The following is a 15,844-nucleotide window of genomic DNA, read 5'->3' on the forward strand; positions in this document are numbered from 1 at the left end:
GCGGCGGCGAGGGGCATGAAGCGAGCGTTGCGCAAGATCGAGTCGCTGCTGCGGCGACTCCCCGTGGGCCGTCGGTTGATGCTGGCGGTCGCGGTACTGGTGGTGCCGATGACGGTGCTGATCGTCGTCAGCGTGTCGGTACTCGAGCGTCAGGAAACCCGCTTGCAGCGTACCGTCGATGAGGCGGTGACGCTGCTGGTGCCCTTGGCCACTCTCGAGTACGACCTGCAGCGTGCCCTGACCGACGCCCTGGCGGCGGAGACCGGCGAGGCCGTGCCCGACTACGGTGGCCTGACCGGGGCCATCGACCGGCTGTTCGCGCAGCTTGCCGCCGCCGCCCCCGAGCGTGACCGGTTGCAGCAAAGCCTGGCTCGGGCGCGCTCGGCCTGGCAGACGGCACGGCCGGCCATCGCGGGGCTGGTCGAAGAGACCCGGCCGCTGCACCTGGCCGGCGATGCACCGGTCTTCGCCACCGTGCGTCAGCGTCTCACCGCGGCCATCGACGATCTGCAGCAGGTCCAGACCCACCTGTCGGCGGCGATCCAGCGGCGGGCCGCCCTGGCCACCCGGGCCCAGCAGCGCCAGCTCGAATGGTTGGTCGGTGCCTGGGGCGCGACGCTGCTGATCGCCGCCGGACTGTTCGCGCTGATCGTGCTCTCTATCGTGCGCCCGGTACGGGATCTCGGGCGTACCGTCCAGCGACTCGGCGAGGGCGATCTGACGGCACGTGCCGATACCCGGGGCGGTGACGAGCTGGGTACCGTCGCCGGCTATCTGAATGCCATGACCCATCGCTTCGCGACCTGGCGGCGCATCATGGAAGACGCCGCCAACCAGGACGCGCTCACCGGACTGCCCAATCGCCGGGCGATCCTGGCGGCACTCGAGGCCGCCCTGGCGTCGAGCGCCGCCACGCAGACCCCGGTCGGCGTGCTGATGATCGACGTCGACCACTTCAAGCAGATCAACGACCAGTATGGCCACGTGGCGGGCGATCGGGCGCTGGCCTGGATCGCCGGGACCCTGCGCGGGCAGTTGCGCAGCGAGGACCACGTCGGTCGCTACGCCGGCGACGAGTTTCTCGCCGTGCTCCCGGGCAGCGGCGAGGAGGAGACGCGCCAGATCGCCGAAAGGCTCTGCGAACAGGTCCGACAGGCGGCTCTGGGCGACCCGCGGCGCCCGACACTGACCATCGGCGTCGCCGCCAGTCACGATGGCGAGACGCCCGCCGAGGCCCTGATCGAGATCGCCGACCGGGCCCTGTACCGCGGCAAGCAGGCCGGACGTGGCCGGGTGGCGCCGAGCTGACGCTCAGCCGCGGTCGAGTTCGGCGAAGCGTTCGGCGTCGACCGTGGGCAGCGTCTCGAGGCCCGGTCGGGCGAAGAAATAGCCCTGTTGGCGGCTGATGCCGGCGGCGCGCAGCCAGCGTGCCTCGGCGGCGGTCTCCACGCCTTCGGCGATCAGGCGGCAGCCGATCCCTTCGGCCATGACGATCGCCGCGCGCACCAGCATCTGACGTCGCGGGTCGCGATCGATGCCCATCACCAGCTGGCGGTCGAGCTTGAGGGCTTCGGGATGCAGCTCGGTGAGCAGGTCGAGGTTGGCGTAGCCGGTGCCGAAGTCGTCGAGTGCGGTGGAGAAGCCCATCGCGTGATAGGTGTCGACGATACGCTTGAGATGCCCGCGGTCGGTGATCGCTTCGCTCTCGACGATCTCGAAGTTGATCCGTTCGATCGGCCAGGCGTGGCGCTCGGCGGCCTGCAGAGTGGCCTGGATGCAGGCGCTGGGCTCGTAGACGGCGTTGGGCAGGAAGTTGATCGACAGCACTTCGCGCATGCCCAGGCGGCTGGCCAGCTCGATCGCCTTGACCCGGCAGGCCTGATCGAAGCGGTAGAGGAGGGTGTCGTCGAGGCGTTGCAGGATGTCCCGGGCCGATTCGCCCTGCGTGCCGCGCACCAGGGCCTCGTAGGCTATGATCTCGGCGTGCGCGACGTCGACGATCGGCTGGAAGGCCATGGTGAAGGCGAACGGCAACGGCCGGTCACAGCGACCACAATGCTCCTCGACCCGTGCGCAATGCGTCATGGTTTTTTTCGCTCCCTGGTCGTTGTCGTTGGCGGCGCCCGTCGGCCGTCGTCGAGGGTATACCGCTATCGGTGCCGGGCCGACATGACCCGTCGCATCGCCCGGGACGGGCGTCCCGGACGATGCTATTGCGTGCCGACACTCTTATCGGCAGCAACGCGCGATGCTTGTGTCCCCGGCGTTCGGCGCTGGCCGCGCACCACCAGCACCACGCCGCTCAGGGCGACCAGCATGCCGGCCAGCGCCACCGGGCCCAGGGTCTCGTCGAACAGCCACCAGGCCTCCAGCGCGGTGAGCGGCGGCACCAGATAGAACAGGCTGGCGACCTTCGACGCCGCGCCGCGACGGATCAGCGCCATCAGCAGCAGGATCGCCGCCACCGACAACACCAGTACCAGCCATGCCAGCGTGAGGGCGAAGGTCGTGTTCCAGACCACGGGCGCGTCCTCGAGCCACAGCGACCCCAGCCCCAGCGCGACGCCGGCCGCCAGATACTGCATCACGCTGCCGCCGAGCAGGGGCACCGCCTGGCAGAAGCGCTTCTGATAGAGGGTGCCGAGCGAGATGCCCGCCAGCGCCGCGACGATGCACGCCAGGGCGCCGATCCCGAAGCCGTCGAAGACGCCGTCGCCATCCGGCGCGAGATTGCCGCCGAGCACCATCACCACACCCGCCAGGCCCAGCACGAGTCCCAGCCACTGCCAGCGGGTGAGACGCTCGCCGAGCAGCGGCCGGGCGAGTACCGCGGTCAGCAGCGGCTGCAGCCCGACCAGCAGCGACGCCAGCCCGGCCGGCAACCCCCGGTCGATGGCGTAGAACACCCCGCCCAGGTAGGTGGCGTGAACCAGCAGGCCGGTCACCGCGGCGTGCAGACAGAGCGCGGGCGTTTCCGGCCAGCGTGCCCGCAGGACCAGGGCCAGCGGCACCAGCACGGCCAGCGTCAGGGCAAAACGGATCGCCAGGAAGGCGAAAGGGGCGGCGTAGGGCAGGCCGAACTTGGCGCCGATGAAGCCGGTGCTCCACAGCACCACGAACAGCCCGGGCATCGCCGCCAGCCAGGGCGACGCTCGCTGGCTCGTCAACTGGCTCATGGTTGCGACTCGCGACGCCGCAGGGGCATGTTGTCGATGATCTCGAAGACCTGCCGGGGGGCCACGTAACCCTCGAGCTGCATCTTCTTGCCGCCGTCCAGACCTACCAGGATCACCGTCAGCGGCGCCGTCGCCGGGACCTCGAGTGCCTCGAGCAACGCGCGGGTCTCGGTGTCGGTCATCGGCTTGCCGGCGCGTTGCCCGGCGCCCTCGACGACGGTGTAGAGCAGCATCTTGCGCGCCTCGGCGGCCGCGTGACGCTGGCTGAGGCCGTCGCGCAGGCGCCGGTAGTCGGGGGCCTCGCCATCGGGGGCGACGATGATCAGCGGGCGAAACAGGCCGCGATCGGTGATCAGCGGATTGGCCGGATTCTCGGCGGCGCTTGCCGGGCCGGCCAGCAGCGTCAGCCACAGCAGGAGGGCGTGCCAGGGCCGGGCGTGTTGCAACGGGGCAGTCATCCTCGGGACCTCGAAGAGCGGCGATGCCCACCAGCAGACCAGAATCGGCGCCCGGGCGCCAGCCGTCGTGGTGACGACCTCGTGCTTTGGTCTAACGCGTTGAGTTCATGGGTAAACTGGTCTGACCAGAAGCGGGTCACAAGCGGCGCGGCCGGCGCGCCTTTTCAGGCCGCGATGCCGATGAGGCGGGTGTCCGACAGCGTTGACGAATTCAGTGGTCAGCCAACGCAACTCGGCTACTGTGAACAGCGGGACGTACTGCCGCGTCAGGCAGCACGGGTACAACAACAAGCCGCATCACCCCGTCGAGGGTGGCCTGATTCCCAGGAGACCTTGCCATGCAAGACGAAACGCCCAATACGCCCGCTACCCGCCAAGCAACCCCCGACACCCCGGCCACGACGGTGTCGCCATCGCCCTCGCGTCGCCATTTCCTCAAGGGGGCCGCCGTCGGTTCCGCGGTGGCGGTCGCGGCGCCCTGGGTCGGCAACGTTCAGGCCCAGCAGGGCATCCAGATCCGTATGCAGTCTTCCTGGCAACCGGGCACGACGGGTTACAAGACCTTCGAGACCTGGGCCAACAGCGTTCAGGAGCTGACCGGCGGCGAGGTGACCATCAAGCCCTTCCCGGCCGGTGCGGTGGCCGGGGCCTTCGAAGTCGCCGATGCGGTACGCAACGGGGTGCTCGACGGCCAGAACTGGTTCACCGTCTACTGGCCCGGCAAGATGCCCGCCGGGGTCTTCCTCACCGCCTATCCCATGGGCCTGTCGATGCCGCATCAGTGGGACATCATGTTCGGCGCCTACGGCGGGTTCGGCATCGCCAAGGACCTCTATCACAAGCAGGGCCAGGAACTGCTGGGCTATGTCCATCATGATCTCAACCTGATCCATTCCAAGGTACCACTGCGCAGCTTCGACGACTTCAAGGGCATCAAGCTGCGCATGCCCGGGGGGATCGTCGCCGAGACCTTCGCCTCGATCGGCGCGCGCACCACGCTCTTGCCCGGTTCCGAGGTCTATCCGGCGCTGGAGAAGGGCACCATCGATGCCGCCGATTACACCGGCGCGGCGGTCAACTACGAACTGGGCTTCTGGCAGGTCGCCAAGTACATCATCATGGGCCCGCCCTCCACGCCCTGCCTGCACCAGGCCGTCGACCTGATGGACATCGCCGTCAACCGGCGCGTCTACGAGCGCATGTCGCCGCAGACCCAGGATCTCATGCACGAACTGGTATCGGCCTATTCCCGCGATCACTATGCGGCGATCCAGAAGGCCAATGCCGAGGCCTGGCCCAAGTATCGCGAGAAGGGCGTGGAGATCATCCACCTCTCCGAGGACGATGCCGACCGCTTCCGCAAGGCGGCGATCCCGCTGTGGTTCAAGTGGGCCAACAAGGACCCGGATGCCACCCGGCTGTTCCGCGCTCACCTCCAGACCATGCAGGACCCGGCGGTGGCCCTGGTGACCGACGAGGACATCAAGGACTACTCGCTGAACGGCTGATCGGCCCCTGCCCGACCCCGCCGTCGGCCAGGCCGGCGGCGGGGCGCTCCGACGACATGCATACCGGTACCGTGGCGGTCTTCTGATCGCATCGACGGGGGAGAGCCCATGAATCTACAAGTCAATTTCGTGCTGCCCCATTGGCTGTACTGGGCGGTGCTGCTGGTCCTGCCGCTGGTGGTGATGGGCCTGGTCGAGCGCAGCTTTCGGCGTGGTGGCCGGGTCAGTGGCTCGACCACCGGCGAGGCCCCCGCCGCGGCGTCCGACGCCGCCTATCGGCCCCCGGGCAACGGCCTGACCCGGGCGATCGATGCGATCTCCGGCTTCACGGGCCGCTACGTGGCCTATTGGGCGCTGATCGCTCCGTTCGCCTACTGCTACGAGGTATTCGTCCGCTACGCTCTCAACTCGCCGACCAACTGGGTCCACGAGTCGATGTTCCTGATGTTCGGCATGCAGTACCTGCTGGCCGGGGCCTATGCGCTTCGCGAGGGCGGCCACGTGCGCGTCGACATTCTCTACACCCGCGGGCGCCCGCTGACCCGGGCGGCGCTGGACCTGATGACCTCGGTCTTCTTCTTCGTCTTTGCCCTGGCGCTGTTGTCCACCGGTTGGACCTTCTTTTCGCAGTCGGTGGACCAGAACAGCGTGTTCTTCGGTGCCGGCTACGCCAACGAGGTGTCGTTCACCGAATGGGCGATCCAGTACTTTCCGATCAAGTTCACGCTGTTCTTCGGCGCCGTGCTGCTGCTGCTGCAAGGAGTCGCCCAGTTGATCCGCGATCTCCAGGCCTTCCGCCACGCCCTGAAGGCGCGCGACGGCAATCTCGTCTTCGCCTGGGCGATGGTGATGCTGGGGGCTGTGCTGGCGGTGGTGTTGCTGTTCGAGATCGTCAACATCGTGGTCAACGACTACGAGTCCTTCGCGCTGAGCGTCGAGCACCGTCTCGCCGGCGTGGGGATCGGTACGCTCACCGCGCTGATGTTCGGCACGCTGATGCTGGTGCTGATGGCCGGTCTGCCGTTGGCCTTCGTCACCGGCGGGCTGGGCGTGGTGTTCCTCTATCTGGTCGGCGATCAGTTCATGCTCAACATGATGCCGTCGCGAATCTTCCCGATGATGACCAATTACCAGCTCTCGGCGATCCCGCTGTTCATCTTCATGGCGGCGGTGCTCGAGAAGGCCGGGCTGATCGAGGAGCTGTTCGACGTCGTCTACAAATGGATGGGCGGGCTCAAGGCGGGGCTGGCGATCGCCACCATCGTCGCTTCGACGCTGCTCGCGGCGATGGTCGGGGTGATCGGTGCGGCGGTGGTGACCATGGGCCTGATCGCGCTGCCGGCGATGCTCAAGCGCCACTACGATCCCGAGATCGCCCTGGGCTCGATCATGGCCGGCGGCACCCTGGGTATCCTGATTCCGCCGTCGATCCTGGCGATCATCTATGGCGTGGTCGCCCAGCAATCGGTGGGCGAGCTGTATCTGGGTTCGCTGATCCCCGGGCTGCTGCTGGCCGGCATGTACGCCTTCTACGTCTGGCTGCGCGGCAAGCTCAACCCGCGTACCGCGCCGGCCCTGCCGTCCGAGGATCGGGTCGGCACCCGCGAGAAGCTGCGTCTGCTGCGCAACATGCTGGCGCCGATCATTCTGGTGATCGTGGTGCTGGGGGTGATCTTCACCGGGCTGGCCACGCCGGTCGAGGCGGCGGGTATCGGCACCTTCGGCGCCATGGTGGTGGCCGCCATGCACGGTCGCCTGACCTGGCCCAATCTGCACGCGGCGTGCATGACCACCCTGGTCGCCACCGCGATGGTGATGTGGATCATCTTCGGGGCGACGATCTTCGTCGGCTTCTACATCCTGCAGGGCGGGCAGACCTTCGTTCAGGAGCTGATCTCCGGTGCCGGACTGGGGCCCTATGGCGTCCTGGCGATCATGATGCTGCTGCTGATCGCGCTGGGCATGTTCCTGGACTGGGTGGGTATCCTGCTGCTGGCGGTGCCGATCTTCGTGCCGCTGATCCAGCCGCTCGAGTTCGACGGCCTGTTCGGCCTGCCCGGGGTCTCGGCCGCCGATGTCTCGCTGTGGTTCGGGGTGATCTACCTGGTCAACATGCAGATGTCGTTCTTGAGCCCGCCGTTCGGCTATGCGCTGTTCTACATCAAGGGGGTGTGCCCGCCGCACATCACCATGGCGCAGATATTCCGCTCATCGCTGCCGTTTCTGGGCATTCAGGCGCTGGGGCTGTTCCTGGTGATCGTGTTTCCCGCGCTGATCACCTGGCTGCCGGATCTGGTCTACGGGTGAGATCGACCGGAAGGCAGGCAAGGGCGCCCTCGGGCGCCCGTTGCCCCTACAGCCAGGTCGACAGGGTGAGCGAGCCGAACTGGTCGGAAGTGTCCTGGGACTCGAACTCGCGGGTGCGCCACACGTTGGTGAAGGCGACCTGCCAGCGATCCCAGCTGACCACCACGCCCGCGGTCAGATCGCCGACCCACTCGCGGCGGTCGACGCTGTGGCTGTCCTCGAAGGTGTTGCCGTCGAGCAGCAGGTTGTGGGCCATATAGCGCCCTTCGGCGCCCAGGAAACCGTACCAGCCGAAACCGTCGTCGGCCTCGAAGCCCTGGCGGCCGCCCAGGGCCGGGGCGACGCTGGGAATGCCGAAGCTCTTGTCGAGTCGCCGGCCGAAACGTACCGCGCCGCCGCCGCCCAGGTAATCGTAGAGGTTGCCGATCTGGAAGGTGGCGCTGGGGCCATACTCCCATTCCAGGCCCGCCCCACGGCTCTGCCACCACCAGGCCTTGTTGCCGGCCACGCCGATCAGCGGCTCGTTCTCGAGCTGGTGGGACCAGCCTTCGGGCTGGTCGCTGCCGATCATCCGATGCACGCCCTTCTGCAGGACCTTGCCCCCGGCGGCGGGGCCCACCCAGCCGAGCTGCAGGTCGAGCATCGAGGCCTCGCGCCAGCCGTCGTGCTCCACATCGTCATAGAGCGACACCCCACCGATCACCAGGCCGGCATAGGGGCGGTCGTCCTCGATCAGCTCGCTGCGCTCGATGTCATTGGGCGTGTAGATCTGATGGGCCAGGTGATAGCCGACGGCGTCGACGTCACCGGCCTGCCAGCCGGGAAGCCAGTCGGCCAGGCGCCGTGACCAGTGATCGGCATCGGGCAGGCTGATCCGGGTGAGTTCGACGCCGCTGGTGTAATGACCGTCGTCGCCCGACGAGAACAGGTCGTTGGTGACCTTGAGCGAATAGAGGTCGTCGGCCTGAGCCACGGGGGCGGCAAGCAGTGCCAGACACAGCACCAGGGGGGGTCGGTTGAATGAGGCGTGCATGGCTCTTCCCTGAGTGGTTGTAAACATACGAAGGCGTATGTTGATGATCAATTTAGCAAATGTTAGCGACGAAACCAACTGCCCGCCAGGCGCGCGAGTCGGGTCGCGATCCCGATTTGGTAATTTATTTCCTTTAGTGTAAAAATATTTGCAGTTTGGCGATAGCCCTCTAGAATGGCGTGTATTCCAGTGAACGAGCGCGCCCATGACGTCATCAACGCCCCCGGCCGATTACGCCCAGCTTCAGGCCCTTCCGGCCCGGGTCCGCCGCGGCGACCCCGAGGCCCCGCGACTCTCCGTCAAGGCGCTGGACCTGCTCGAGGCGCTGGTCGGCGAGCCCGAGCGGGTGGGCACGTCGAGCATCTCGCAACTCGCCGAGTGGCAGGGCGTGCACGCCTCCCGCCTGACCCGATTGTCGCGGGCCCTGGGCTTTTCCGGTTTCAAGGCCTTCCAGGCCCTGTTCCGCCGCGACCTGACCGGTGGCGCCTTCTATTCGACCCGCGCCGAGCGGCTGCTGGATTTCGGCGAGACGCCCGAGGCGCAGCCCGACGCCGCTTGGGACCGCGCGCTCTGGCAACAGGAGATGGCCAATCTCTCCAGCGCGGCGGAGGGTCTCGACGCGCGGCTTCTCGAGCGTGCCGCGCGCGCGGTGATCGCCGCCCGGCGAGTGCACGTAGTGGGTCTCAGGGCCAGCTTCGGCGCCGCCCATTACCTGGCCTACTACCTGGATTATCTGCGCCGTGACGTGCAACTGGTTTCGCCCCAGGCCGGCGTCGACGTCGAACGGGCCCTGGACCTGGGCCGCGACGACCTGGTGATCGGCATCGCCTTTCGTCCCGAAACCCGGGTCAGCGTCGACTACTGCCGGCTGGCGATCGAGCAGGGTGCCGGTCTCGTGGCGCTGACCAATCATCCGCGTTCGCAACTCGCAGGGCTCACGGACTGCCGACTGGTCGCGCCCGCCGAGGGGCCGTTCTTCTTCAACCCCATGAGCAGCCTGTTCATGCTGGTGGAGATGCTGCTGTCGCGCATCGCTCGGGCCATGGGGCCCGAAGCGGTGACCGCCATCCGCCGCCGCGAGGCCCTGATCGCCCGCTTGCACGTCGAATGACGCGCTTCCTCACCCCGTGCCCTCCAAGGAGGTTCTCGATGTCCCCGGTCACCGATTCCGACGCCGCCCGGCCGGGCGCTGCGCCCCTCTCCGCTCGACTGACGGCTGCTTACGGACGTGCCGATGCGGGCACGCCCGCATCGGACACTCTGTTGATCAACGAGCAGTCGCGGCTGCTCGAGGCCCATGGCAAGCGGGTCTACAAGTTCGGCTTCGGCCAGTCACCGTTTCCGGTCTTCGCCCCGGCGGTGGCGGCGCTCGCCGAGCATGCCGCCGAAAAGGCCTACCTGCCCGTGCAGGGGCTCGCGGCGTTGCGCGAGCAGGTGGCGGCGTTTCATCGCGCCACCGACGGCAGCGACTGGCAGGCCGAACGCGTGCTGGTGGGGCCGGGCAGCAAGCTGCTGCTGTTCGCGCTGATCAAGGCGCTTCCCGAGGCGGACATCCTGATCCCGGCGCCGGCCTGGGTCTCCTATGCGCCCCAGGCGCGGCTCGCCGGTCAGCGGGCGGCCCGCCTGGCGGCGGATTTCGCGACCCGCTGGCAGGTCACCGCCGAGCGGCTCGAGGCGCACTGCCAGGCCGAGCCGGAGCGACTCAAGGTGCTGATCCTCAACGCCCCGGGCAACCCCACCGGTCTCTCGCCCACGCCCGACGAGCAGCGCCGGCTGGTCGAGGTGGCGCGGCGGCATGGCGTGCTGGTGCTGGCCGACGAGATCTACGCCATGCTCGATCACGCCGGCGCCCACCGTGCCTTCGCCCGCGATTATCCCGAAGGCACGGTGACCACCAGCGGGCTTTCCAAGTGGTGTGGCGCCGGCGGTTGGCGGTTGGGCGTGATGCACGTGCCCGCCGCCCTGGGCGACGAGCTGTTCCAGCGCCTGATCGGGCTGGCCTCGGAGACCTGGTCGAGCGTGACCAGCCCCGTCCAGTACGCCGCCATCACGGCCTATACGCCGAGTCCGGCGCTGACGGCCTACGTCGAGCGCCAGCGAAGGATCCTCGCCGAGCTCGGCCAGTGGTGTGCGGCGCGCCTCGATGCCGCCGGAGTACGCACCCACGCCCCCGATGGCGGTTTCTACCTGTTTCCGGACTTCGAAGCCTATCGCGAGCGGCTCGCGACCCGTGGCATCACCACCAGCGCCGAGCTCACCCGTTGCTTGCTCGACCAGGCGGGTGTCGCGCTGCTGCCGGGCAGCGCCTTCGGCGCCGAGCCGGCGCAGTTGACGGCGCGCCTGGCATATGTTGATTTCGAGGGCGCTGCATTGCTCGACGCCGACGGTGACGCGATCGGTCATCCGGCGACGCAGGCTCTGGTCGGGGGCATCGAGGCGCTCGTCGCCTGGCTCGAGGGGCTCTGATCCGAGGGCGCCTGATTCGAGGGCCCTGGCCTGTCGCCCGAGGGCGACGGATGTAGTGACCGGGGAACTCGAATTTTCAATGCGTTACACGAAATTCAGGAACCCTGAGGCGGATGCGACGTCACAGTCCTACACGTCACGAACCAATCAATGTTGTTGGAGGTTTTACATGCAAAGGATCACTGCCCTGTTCGCTGCTGCGCTGCTCACCGCCGGAATGGTCTCGGCGCCCGCCATGGCGCAGGAGAGCGGCAGCCAGACGCAACAGCAGCAGACCCAGCAGGCTGCGCCCTCGGCCGAGGACTTCACCGACGGGCAACTGCAGAAGTTTGCCGATGCCTCCCAGCAGATCGCGGTGATCTCTCAGGACTACACCCAGCGTCTGCAGAAGGCGGACGACCAGTCCAAGCAGCAGGAGATCCGCAAGGAGGCCAACGACAAGATGGTGTCCGTCGTTCAGGACAGCGGCCTGACGGTCGAAACCTTCAACGCCATCGGCCAGGCGATCCAGCAGGATCCCGAACTGATGAAGCGGGTCCAGTCAATGGCCAACGAATCCGCCAATTCCTGATCCGTACCCGCGGGCCATCGAATCACGCGAAGGGGGCGCATCGGCGCCCCCTTCGTGTGTCCGGGTGTCGCCCGTGTCTCAGAGGCGACCGTCGTCGACGAGATCGGTGGGTACGGTGGGGGCCCGGCGGCGGTGCTGCTCGGCACGCAGCCCGCGGTAGAGGCTGACGCACATCAACAGCAGCACCACGGTGAACGGCAGGCCGGTGGCCACGGCGCCGGCCTGGAGCGCGCCCAGCGCCTGGCTGCCGCCGCCGTAGAGCAGGGCACCGGCGATCACCCCTTCCAGGGTCGCCCAGAACACGCGCTGCCCCTTCGGTGCGTCGAGCTTGCCGCCGGCGGTGATGCTGTCGATCACCAGCGAGCCCGAGTCCGACGAGGTGATGAAGAACACCAGCACCAGCACGATCGCCAGTGTCGAGGTCAGGCCGGGCAACGGCAACTGGGCGAGCATGTGAAACATCGACAGCGAGACGTCGTCGATACCCTCGGCCAGAGCGCCGATGCCGTGGGCGGCCTGGTACAGCGCGGTACCGCCGAAGGCACTCATCCACACGATCGTCACCAGTGTGGGTACCAGCAACACGGCGATCAGGAATTCGCGGACGGTGCGCCCGTAGGAGACCCGGGCGATGAACATGCCGACGAACGGCGACCAGGAGATCCACCAGGCCCAGTAGAACACCGTCCAGCCATGGAACCAGCTGGTGTCGTCGCGACCGATCCAGTTCGACAGCGGCACGATGTGGGTCAGGTAATCCAGGCTCGCGTGACCGATGCCGGTGACGATCAGCAGTGTCGGCCCGGCGGCGATGACGAACAGCAGCAGCGCCGCGGCGATCACCATGTTGATGTTGGAGAACAGCTTGACGCCGCCGTCGAGCCCGCGCCACACCGAGAACAGGGCGATCGCGCTGACCACCACGATGATCGCGATCTGGGTGCCCAGGGTGTTGGGGACGTCGAACAGGAAGGCGAGCCCGCCGGCGGCCTGGGTGGCGCCCAGGCCCAGCGAGGTGGCCAGGCCGAAGATGGTCGCCAGAACCGCGACGATGTCGATGACGTGCCCGGGCCAGCCGCGGACCCGCTCGCCGAGCAGCGGCTGGAACGCCGAACGCAGGGTCAGCGGCAGCCCCTTGTTGAAGGCGAAGAAGGCCAGCGACAGCCCCACCACGGCGTAGATCGCCCAGGGGTGCAGGCCCCAGTGGTAGAGCGTCGCGCCCATCGCCGCGCTGGCCGCGTCCGGGGTACCGGCGGGCACGTTGAGCGGGGTGCCGTACCAGTCGGTGTAATAGGCCACCGGTTCGGCGACGCTCCAGAACATCAGGCCGATGCCCATGCCCGCGGCAAACAGCATGGCGAACCAGGACAGGGTCGAGAACTCCGGTCGCGCGCCACTGCCACCCAGGCGAATGCGGCCCACCGGCAGCACGATCATCGTCAGGCAGAAGATCACGAAGACGTTGCCGGCGATCATGAACAGCCAGTCGAAATGGTCGATGGCCCAGGTTCGCGCGGTGACCATCTGGGTGTTGGCGGCGTCGGGGTAGACCAGGGCGTAGATGATGAACGCCAGAATGGCGATCGCCGAAAGCGGGAAGACCGGATTGTGGAAATCCAGTCCCAGTACCTGGGTGTTGTCCTGCCCCGGGCGCATGACGGGGCCGTCTCGTTGTTCCATGGGCTTTCCTCGTTGTTGTTGTTCACGCCGCGGCGTGCGGTCGCGACCGGCTGATTCTTCGCCGGGGCCGGCAGGCTCGGTTGTCTGAAACCGACCTCGGCGTGCGGGCCGACGGCCGTGCGAGACTCGACTGGTGGCGAGATGCCCGGAAGCGACATGCACATGACAATGCTCGGCATGCCCGGGTGCCGGGGGCTGCCGGGCGTTGCGCCGACCGGGCCGAGCGTTGACTATCTGACGAGAAGTCGACGGCAGGGGCTCCCGCCCCGGGTGATCAGGAGGTGCGTCATGATGATTGTCGAGTTGATCGATGGGGACGATTTTCGCGCCCGGCTGCAGGCGCTGGACGTGCGGATACCCGATCACGCCTGTCCCGAGACCTGCGCGCGGATGGCCCTGCGCAAGCACGTCGAGGTGGGCGTGCCGGGGCTCCAGGAACTGGTCCGGGAACTGATGGCGCACACCGACGTGATGCTGCCCTCGGTGCGTCAGGCGATCGAGCGCTTCCTGCTGCCCGGCTTGCGGTGAGCGACCGCGGGACCGCACACCTGGAGAGGCCCATGGGGGCCTAGAGGGGGCCCCGGGCAGCCGGCCCGGGGCGTCATGGCCTCAGTCGGGCCTTTGCAGGGCGAAGCGATCGGTGACGCGGGCGTAGTCGGCACCGGCCAGACGGCCGACCGGGCGCAGCGTCTCGATATCGACGTGGCGACCGTCCCACACCGCCGGGTCGGCGTGGATGACGACGATCTCGGCGAGCACCAGACGCCCGGCTCGCGGCCGGTCGCCGAAGCGCACCACCTCGCGGACCCGGCAACCGAAGGCGATCGGTGCGTCGGCGATGCGTGGCACCCGCAGGTCACCCAGGGGCGCCTTGTCGAGTCCGGCGTGGGTGAATTCGTCCTCGCCGGGGGGCAGGGTCGCGCTGGTGGCGTTGAGGGCCTCGATCAGGGCTTCGCCACTGATGTGAACCACGCATTCGGGGACCGCCTCGATGTTGCGAACGGTGTCCTTGGCCTGGCTCTGCGCGTCGAGCAGCGGGGCGAAGGCGAGGATCGGCGGGTCGACGCTGGCGACGTTGAAGAACGAGAAGGGCGCCAGATTGGCGTTGCCGTCGGCGTCGACGGTGGAGACCCAGGCGATCGGCCGCGGCGCGATCGAGCCGCTCATCAAGCGGTAGAGGGTTGCCGGCTCGAGATCGGCGGCAGCGAACGACGACGTGTCGGATGGTTGGGACATGCGCAGCCTCGTGGCAATCGGATTCGCCGCTATCCCATCATGCGACTCGCCGGGCGTCCAGCACCCGGCGAGCCGGTCCCGCCGGATCAGCCCTGGGCGAGCTGCAGCGAGGGAGCGTGGCCCAGGTTGGCCAGCATGCGTTCGCCGTACCAGTCCAGGAAGTCGATCACGCCGAACTCGTAGGTCTCGGAGTAGGGGCCGGGCTGGTAGGCCATGGAGTTGATGCCGCGCTGGTTCTCCTCGGCCAGGCGCCGGTCCTGGTCGTTGGTGGCGTCCCATACCCGGCGCAGTTCCTCGGGATGATAGTCCTTGCCCTCGACCGCATCCTTGTGCACCAGCCACTTGGTGGTGACCCGGGTCTGCTGCGGGCCGAGCGGCATCACCCGGAAGACCACCGCATGATCGCCCATGAAATGGTTCCACGAGTTGGGCAGGTGAAGAATGCGCAGCGAGCCCATGTCGGGATCGGTCAAGCGGCCCATGAGCTTCTGGCAGCCCGGCTTGCCGTCCAGGGTCATCGACACCGTGCCGTCGAGCAGCGGCGTCCGCGTCAGGCGGTTGCGCTTGCCGAAGCGGGTGAGCTGCCAGGGCACGTTCTGGCAGCTCCAGTCGGCCTGCTTGCGCTCGACCAGCGCCTTGTAGGATGCGGTGGCCCGCGGGTCGTCGGTATCGTCGAATTCCTGCAGCGAGTTGAGCAGTTCCGGATGGGACCCGTTGCAGTGATAGCACTCGCGGTTGTTCTCGATCACCAGCTTCCAGTTGGCCTGCTCGACGATGCTCGATTCCACCGCGACCTTGACGTTGTCCATCTCGTAGGGCTCGAGGTAGTGCTCGAGCGAGACCAGGAAGTCGTCGATGGCCGGCGGCTGTTCGGCCAGGCTGATGAACATGAAGCCCCCGGCGCTGCGCACGTGCACCGGCTTGAGGCCGTAGCTGGCCAGGTCGAAGTCGGCGCCCATGTCGGTGCCGGCGAACAGCAGCCGACCGTCGAGCTCGTAGGTCCACTGGTGATAGGGACAGACCAGCTTGGCGACCTTGCCCTTTTCCTGCACGCACAGTCGTGAACCGCGGTGGCGACAGACGTTGTGGAAGGCGTGGATCTCGTTCCCGGCACCGCGCACGATGATCACCGAATTGTCGCCGACCTCGACGGTCATGTAGTTGCCCTTGGCGGGGATCTCGCAACTCATGCCGGCGAACAGCCACTCCTTGGCGAAGATCTGCTGCATGTCGAGCGCGAACAGGCGCGGATCGTTGTAGAACGCCTGGGGCAACGAGAAGGTGCGGTCGCGTTCGTGCAACAGGTTGGCGGTGGCCTCCTTGACGCTGCCCAGGGGGTCTTCGAACGGGGAACGAGCTATCAGGTCCATGAACGAGTCCTCATGCATCGCTGCCTCCCGCGAGGACGG

General features: G+C 67.6%; 14 protein-coding genes. 7 read left to right on the top strand and 7 right to left on the bottom strand.

Translation table 11 applies throughout. From position 1 onward, the window contains the following. The first annotated feature begins 15 nt into the window (after positions 1-15). Positions 16-1,308 (top strand): diguanylate cyclase, encoded by a 1,293-nt coding sequence (locus KGR00_RS02610; protein ID WP_129139035.1) that lies wholly within the window; start codon positions 16-18, stop codon positions 1,306-1,308. A 3-nt stretch (positions 1,309-1,311) separates the two neighbouring features. On the opposite strand, the gene KGR00_RS02615 is transcribed toward KGR00_RS02610, so the two are convergent. The 3 genes from KGR00_RS02615 to KGR00_RS02625 form a co-directional block, all read right to left on the bottom strand. Further along, the gene (locus tag KGR00_RS02615) at positions 1,312-2,085 is read right to left on the bottom strand and encodes an EAL domain-containing protein (RefSeq protein ID WP_224417770.1); all 774 of its coding nucleotides are present in this window, start codon (positions 2,083-2,085) and stop codon (positions 1,312-1,314) included. A gap of 125 nt (positions 2,086-2,210) precedes the next feature. Then, positions 2,211-3,176 carry an EamA family transporter gene (locus tag KGR00_RS02620; RefSeq protein ID WP_129139037.1) on the bottom strand — a complete coding sequence of 322 codons (966 nt, stop codon included), beginning with the start codon at positions 3,174-3,176 and terminating at the stop codon, positions 2,211-2,213. Continuing rightward, entirely contained in the window at positions 3,173-3,634 is a 462-nt protein-coding gene (locus tag KGR00_RS02625) for a DUF4174 domain-containing protein (RefSeq protein WP_224417769.1), read from the bottom strand. Before KGR00_RS02625 ends, KGR00_RS02620 begins: the two co-directional genes overlap by 4 nt. A gap of 338 nt (positions 3,635-3,972) precedes the next feature. Between KGR00_RS02625 and dctP the strand changes: the two genes are divergently transcribed. Both dctP and KGR00_RS02635 read left to right on the top strand, forming a co-directional pair. Continuing rightward, positions 3,973-5,142: a TRAP transporter substrate-binding protein DctP gene (gene dctP / locus KGR00_RS02630; protein WP_129139039.1), complete on the top strand. Its 1,170-nt coding sequence runs from the start codon at positions 3,973-3,975 to the stop codon at positions 5,140-5,142. Positions 5,143-5,250: 108 nt separating this feature from the next. Continuing rightward, a complete protein-coding gene (locus KGR00_RS02635; RefSeq protein WP_224417768.1) occupies positions 5,251-7,449 on the top strand; it encodes a TRAP transporter large permease subunit in 2,199 nt (732 codons plus the stop codon). A 46-nt stretch (positions 7,450-7,495) separates the two neighbouring features. Here KGR00_RS02635 and KGR00_RS02640 read toward each other — a convergent pair whose 3' ends face one another. After that, positions 7,496-8,482, bottom strand: a complete 987-nt coding sequence (locus KGR00_RS02640) for a lipid A deacylase LpxR family protein (protein WP_224417767.1) — start codon at positions 8,480-8,482, stop codon at positions 7,496-7,498. 205 nt (positions 8,483-8,687) lie between these two features. Here KGR00_RS02640 and KGR00_RS02645 point away from each other — a divergent pair, with 205 nt between their 5' ends. The 3 genes from KGR00_RS02645 (at position 8,688) to KGR00_RS02655 (ending at position 11,519) form a co-directional block, all read left to right on the top strand. Beyond that, positions 8,688-9,593, top strand: a complete 906-nt coding sequence (locus KGR00_RS02645) for a MurR/RpiR family transcriptional regulator (RefSeq protein ID WP_224417766.1) — start codon at positions 8,688-8,690, stop codon at positions 9,591-9,593. Positions 9,594-9,631: 38 nt separating this feature from the next. Then, on the top strand, positions 9,632-10,948 hold the full coding sequence (locus KGR00_RS02650) for an aminotransferase class I/II-fold pyridoxal phosphate-dependent enzyme (protein WP_224417765.1): 1,317 nt from the start codon (positions 9,632-9,634) through the stop codon (positions 10,946-10,948). Between the two features lie 169 nt (positions 10,949-11,117). After that, on the top strand, positions 11,118-11,519 hold the full coding sequence (locus KGR00_RS02655; protein ID WP_129139044.1) for a DUF4168 domain-containing protein: 402 nt from the start codon (positions 11,118-11,120) through the stop codon (positions 11,517-11,519). Between the two features lie 78 nt (positions 11,520-11,597). On the opposite strand, the gene KGR00_RS02660 is transcribed toward KGR00_RS02655, so the two are convergent. Continuing rightward, complete coding sequence (locus tag KGR00_RS02660; RefSeq protein WP_224417764.1) at positions 11,598-13,199, bottom strand: BCCT family transporter; 1,602 nt, start codon at positions 13,197-13,199, stop codon at positions 11,598-11,600. Between the two features lie 288 nt (positions 13,200-13,487). Between KGR00_RS02660 and KGR00_RS02665 the strand changes: the two genes are divergently transcribed. Further along, a complete protein-coding gene (locus KGR00_RS02665; RefSeq protein WP_129139046.1) occupies positions 13,488-13,727 on the top strand; it encodes a hypothetical protein in 240 nt (79 codons plus the stop codon). A gap of 81 nt (positions 13,728-13,808) precedes the next feature. Here the strand turns inward: KGR00_RS02665 and KGR00_RS02670 are convergent, their stop codons facing one another. Together KGR00_RS02670 and KGR00_RS02675 are read right to left on the bottom strand one after the other, a co-directional pair. Beyond that, positions 13,809-14,435, bottom strand: a complete 627-nt coding sequence (locus tag KGR00_RS02670; RefSeq protein WP_224417763.1) for a flavin reductase family protein — start codon at positions 14,433-14,435, stop codon at positions 13,809-13,811. An 86-nt stretch (positions 14,436-14,521) separates the two neighbouring features. Further along, positions 14,522-15,805, bottom strand: coding sequence for an aromatic ring-hydroxylating dioxygenase subunit alpha (locus tag KGR00_RS02675; protein ID WP_224417762.1), 1,284 nt, complete (start codon positions 15,803-15,805; stop codon positions 14,522-14,524). Between the last annotated feature and the right edge of the window lie 39 nt (positions 15,806-15,844).

This window comes from Modicisalibacter sp. MOD 31.J (assembly GCF_020147985.1).
GTDB lineage: Bacteria > Pseudomonadota > Gammaproteobacteria > Pseudomonadales > Halomonadaceae > Modicisalibacter > Modicisalibacter coralii.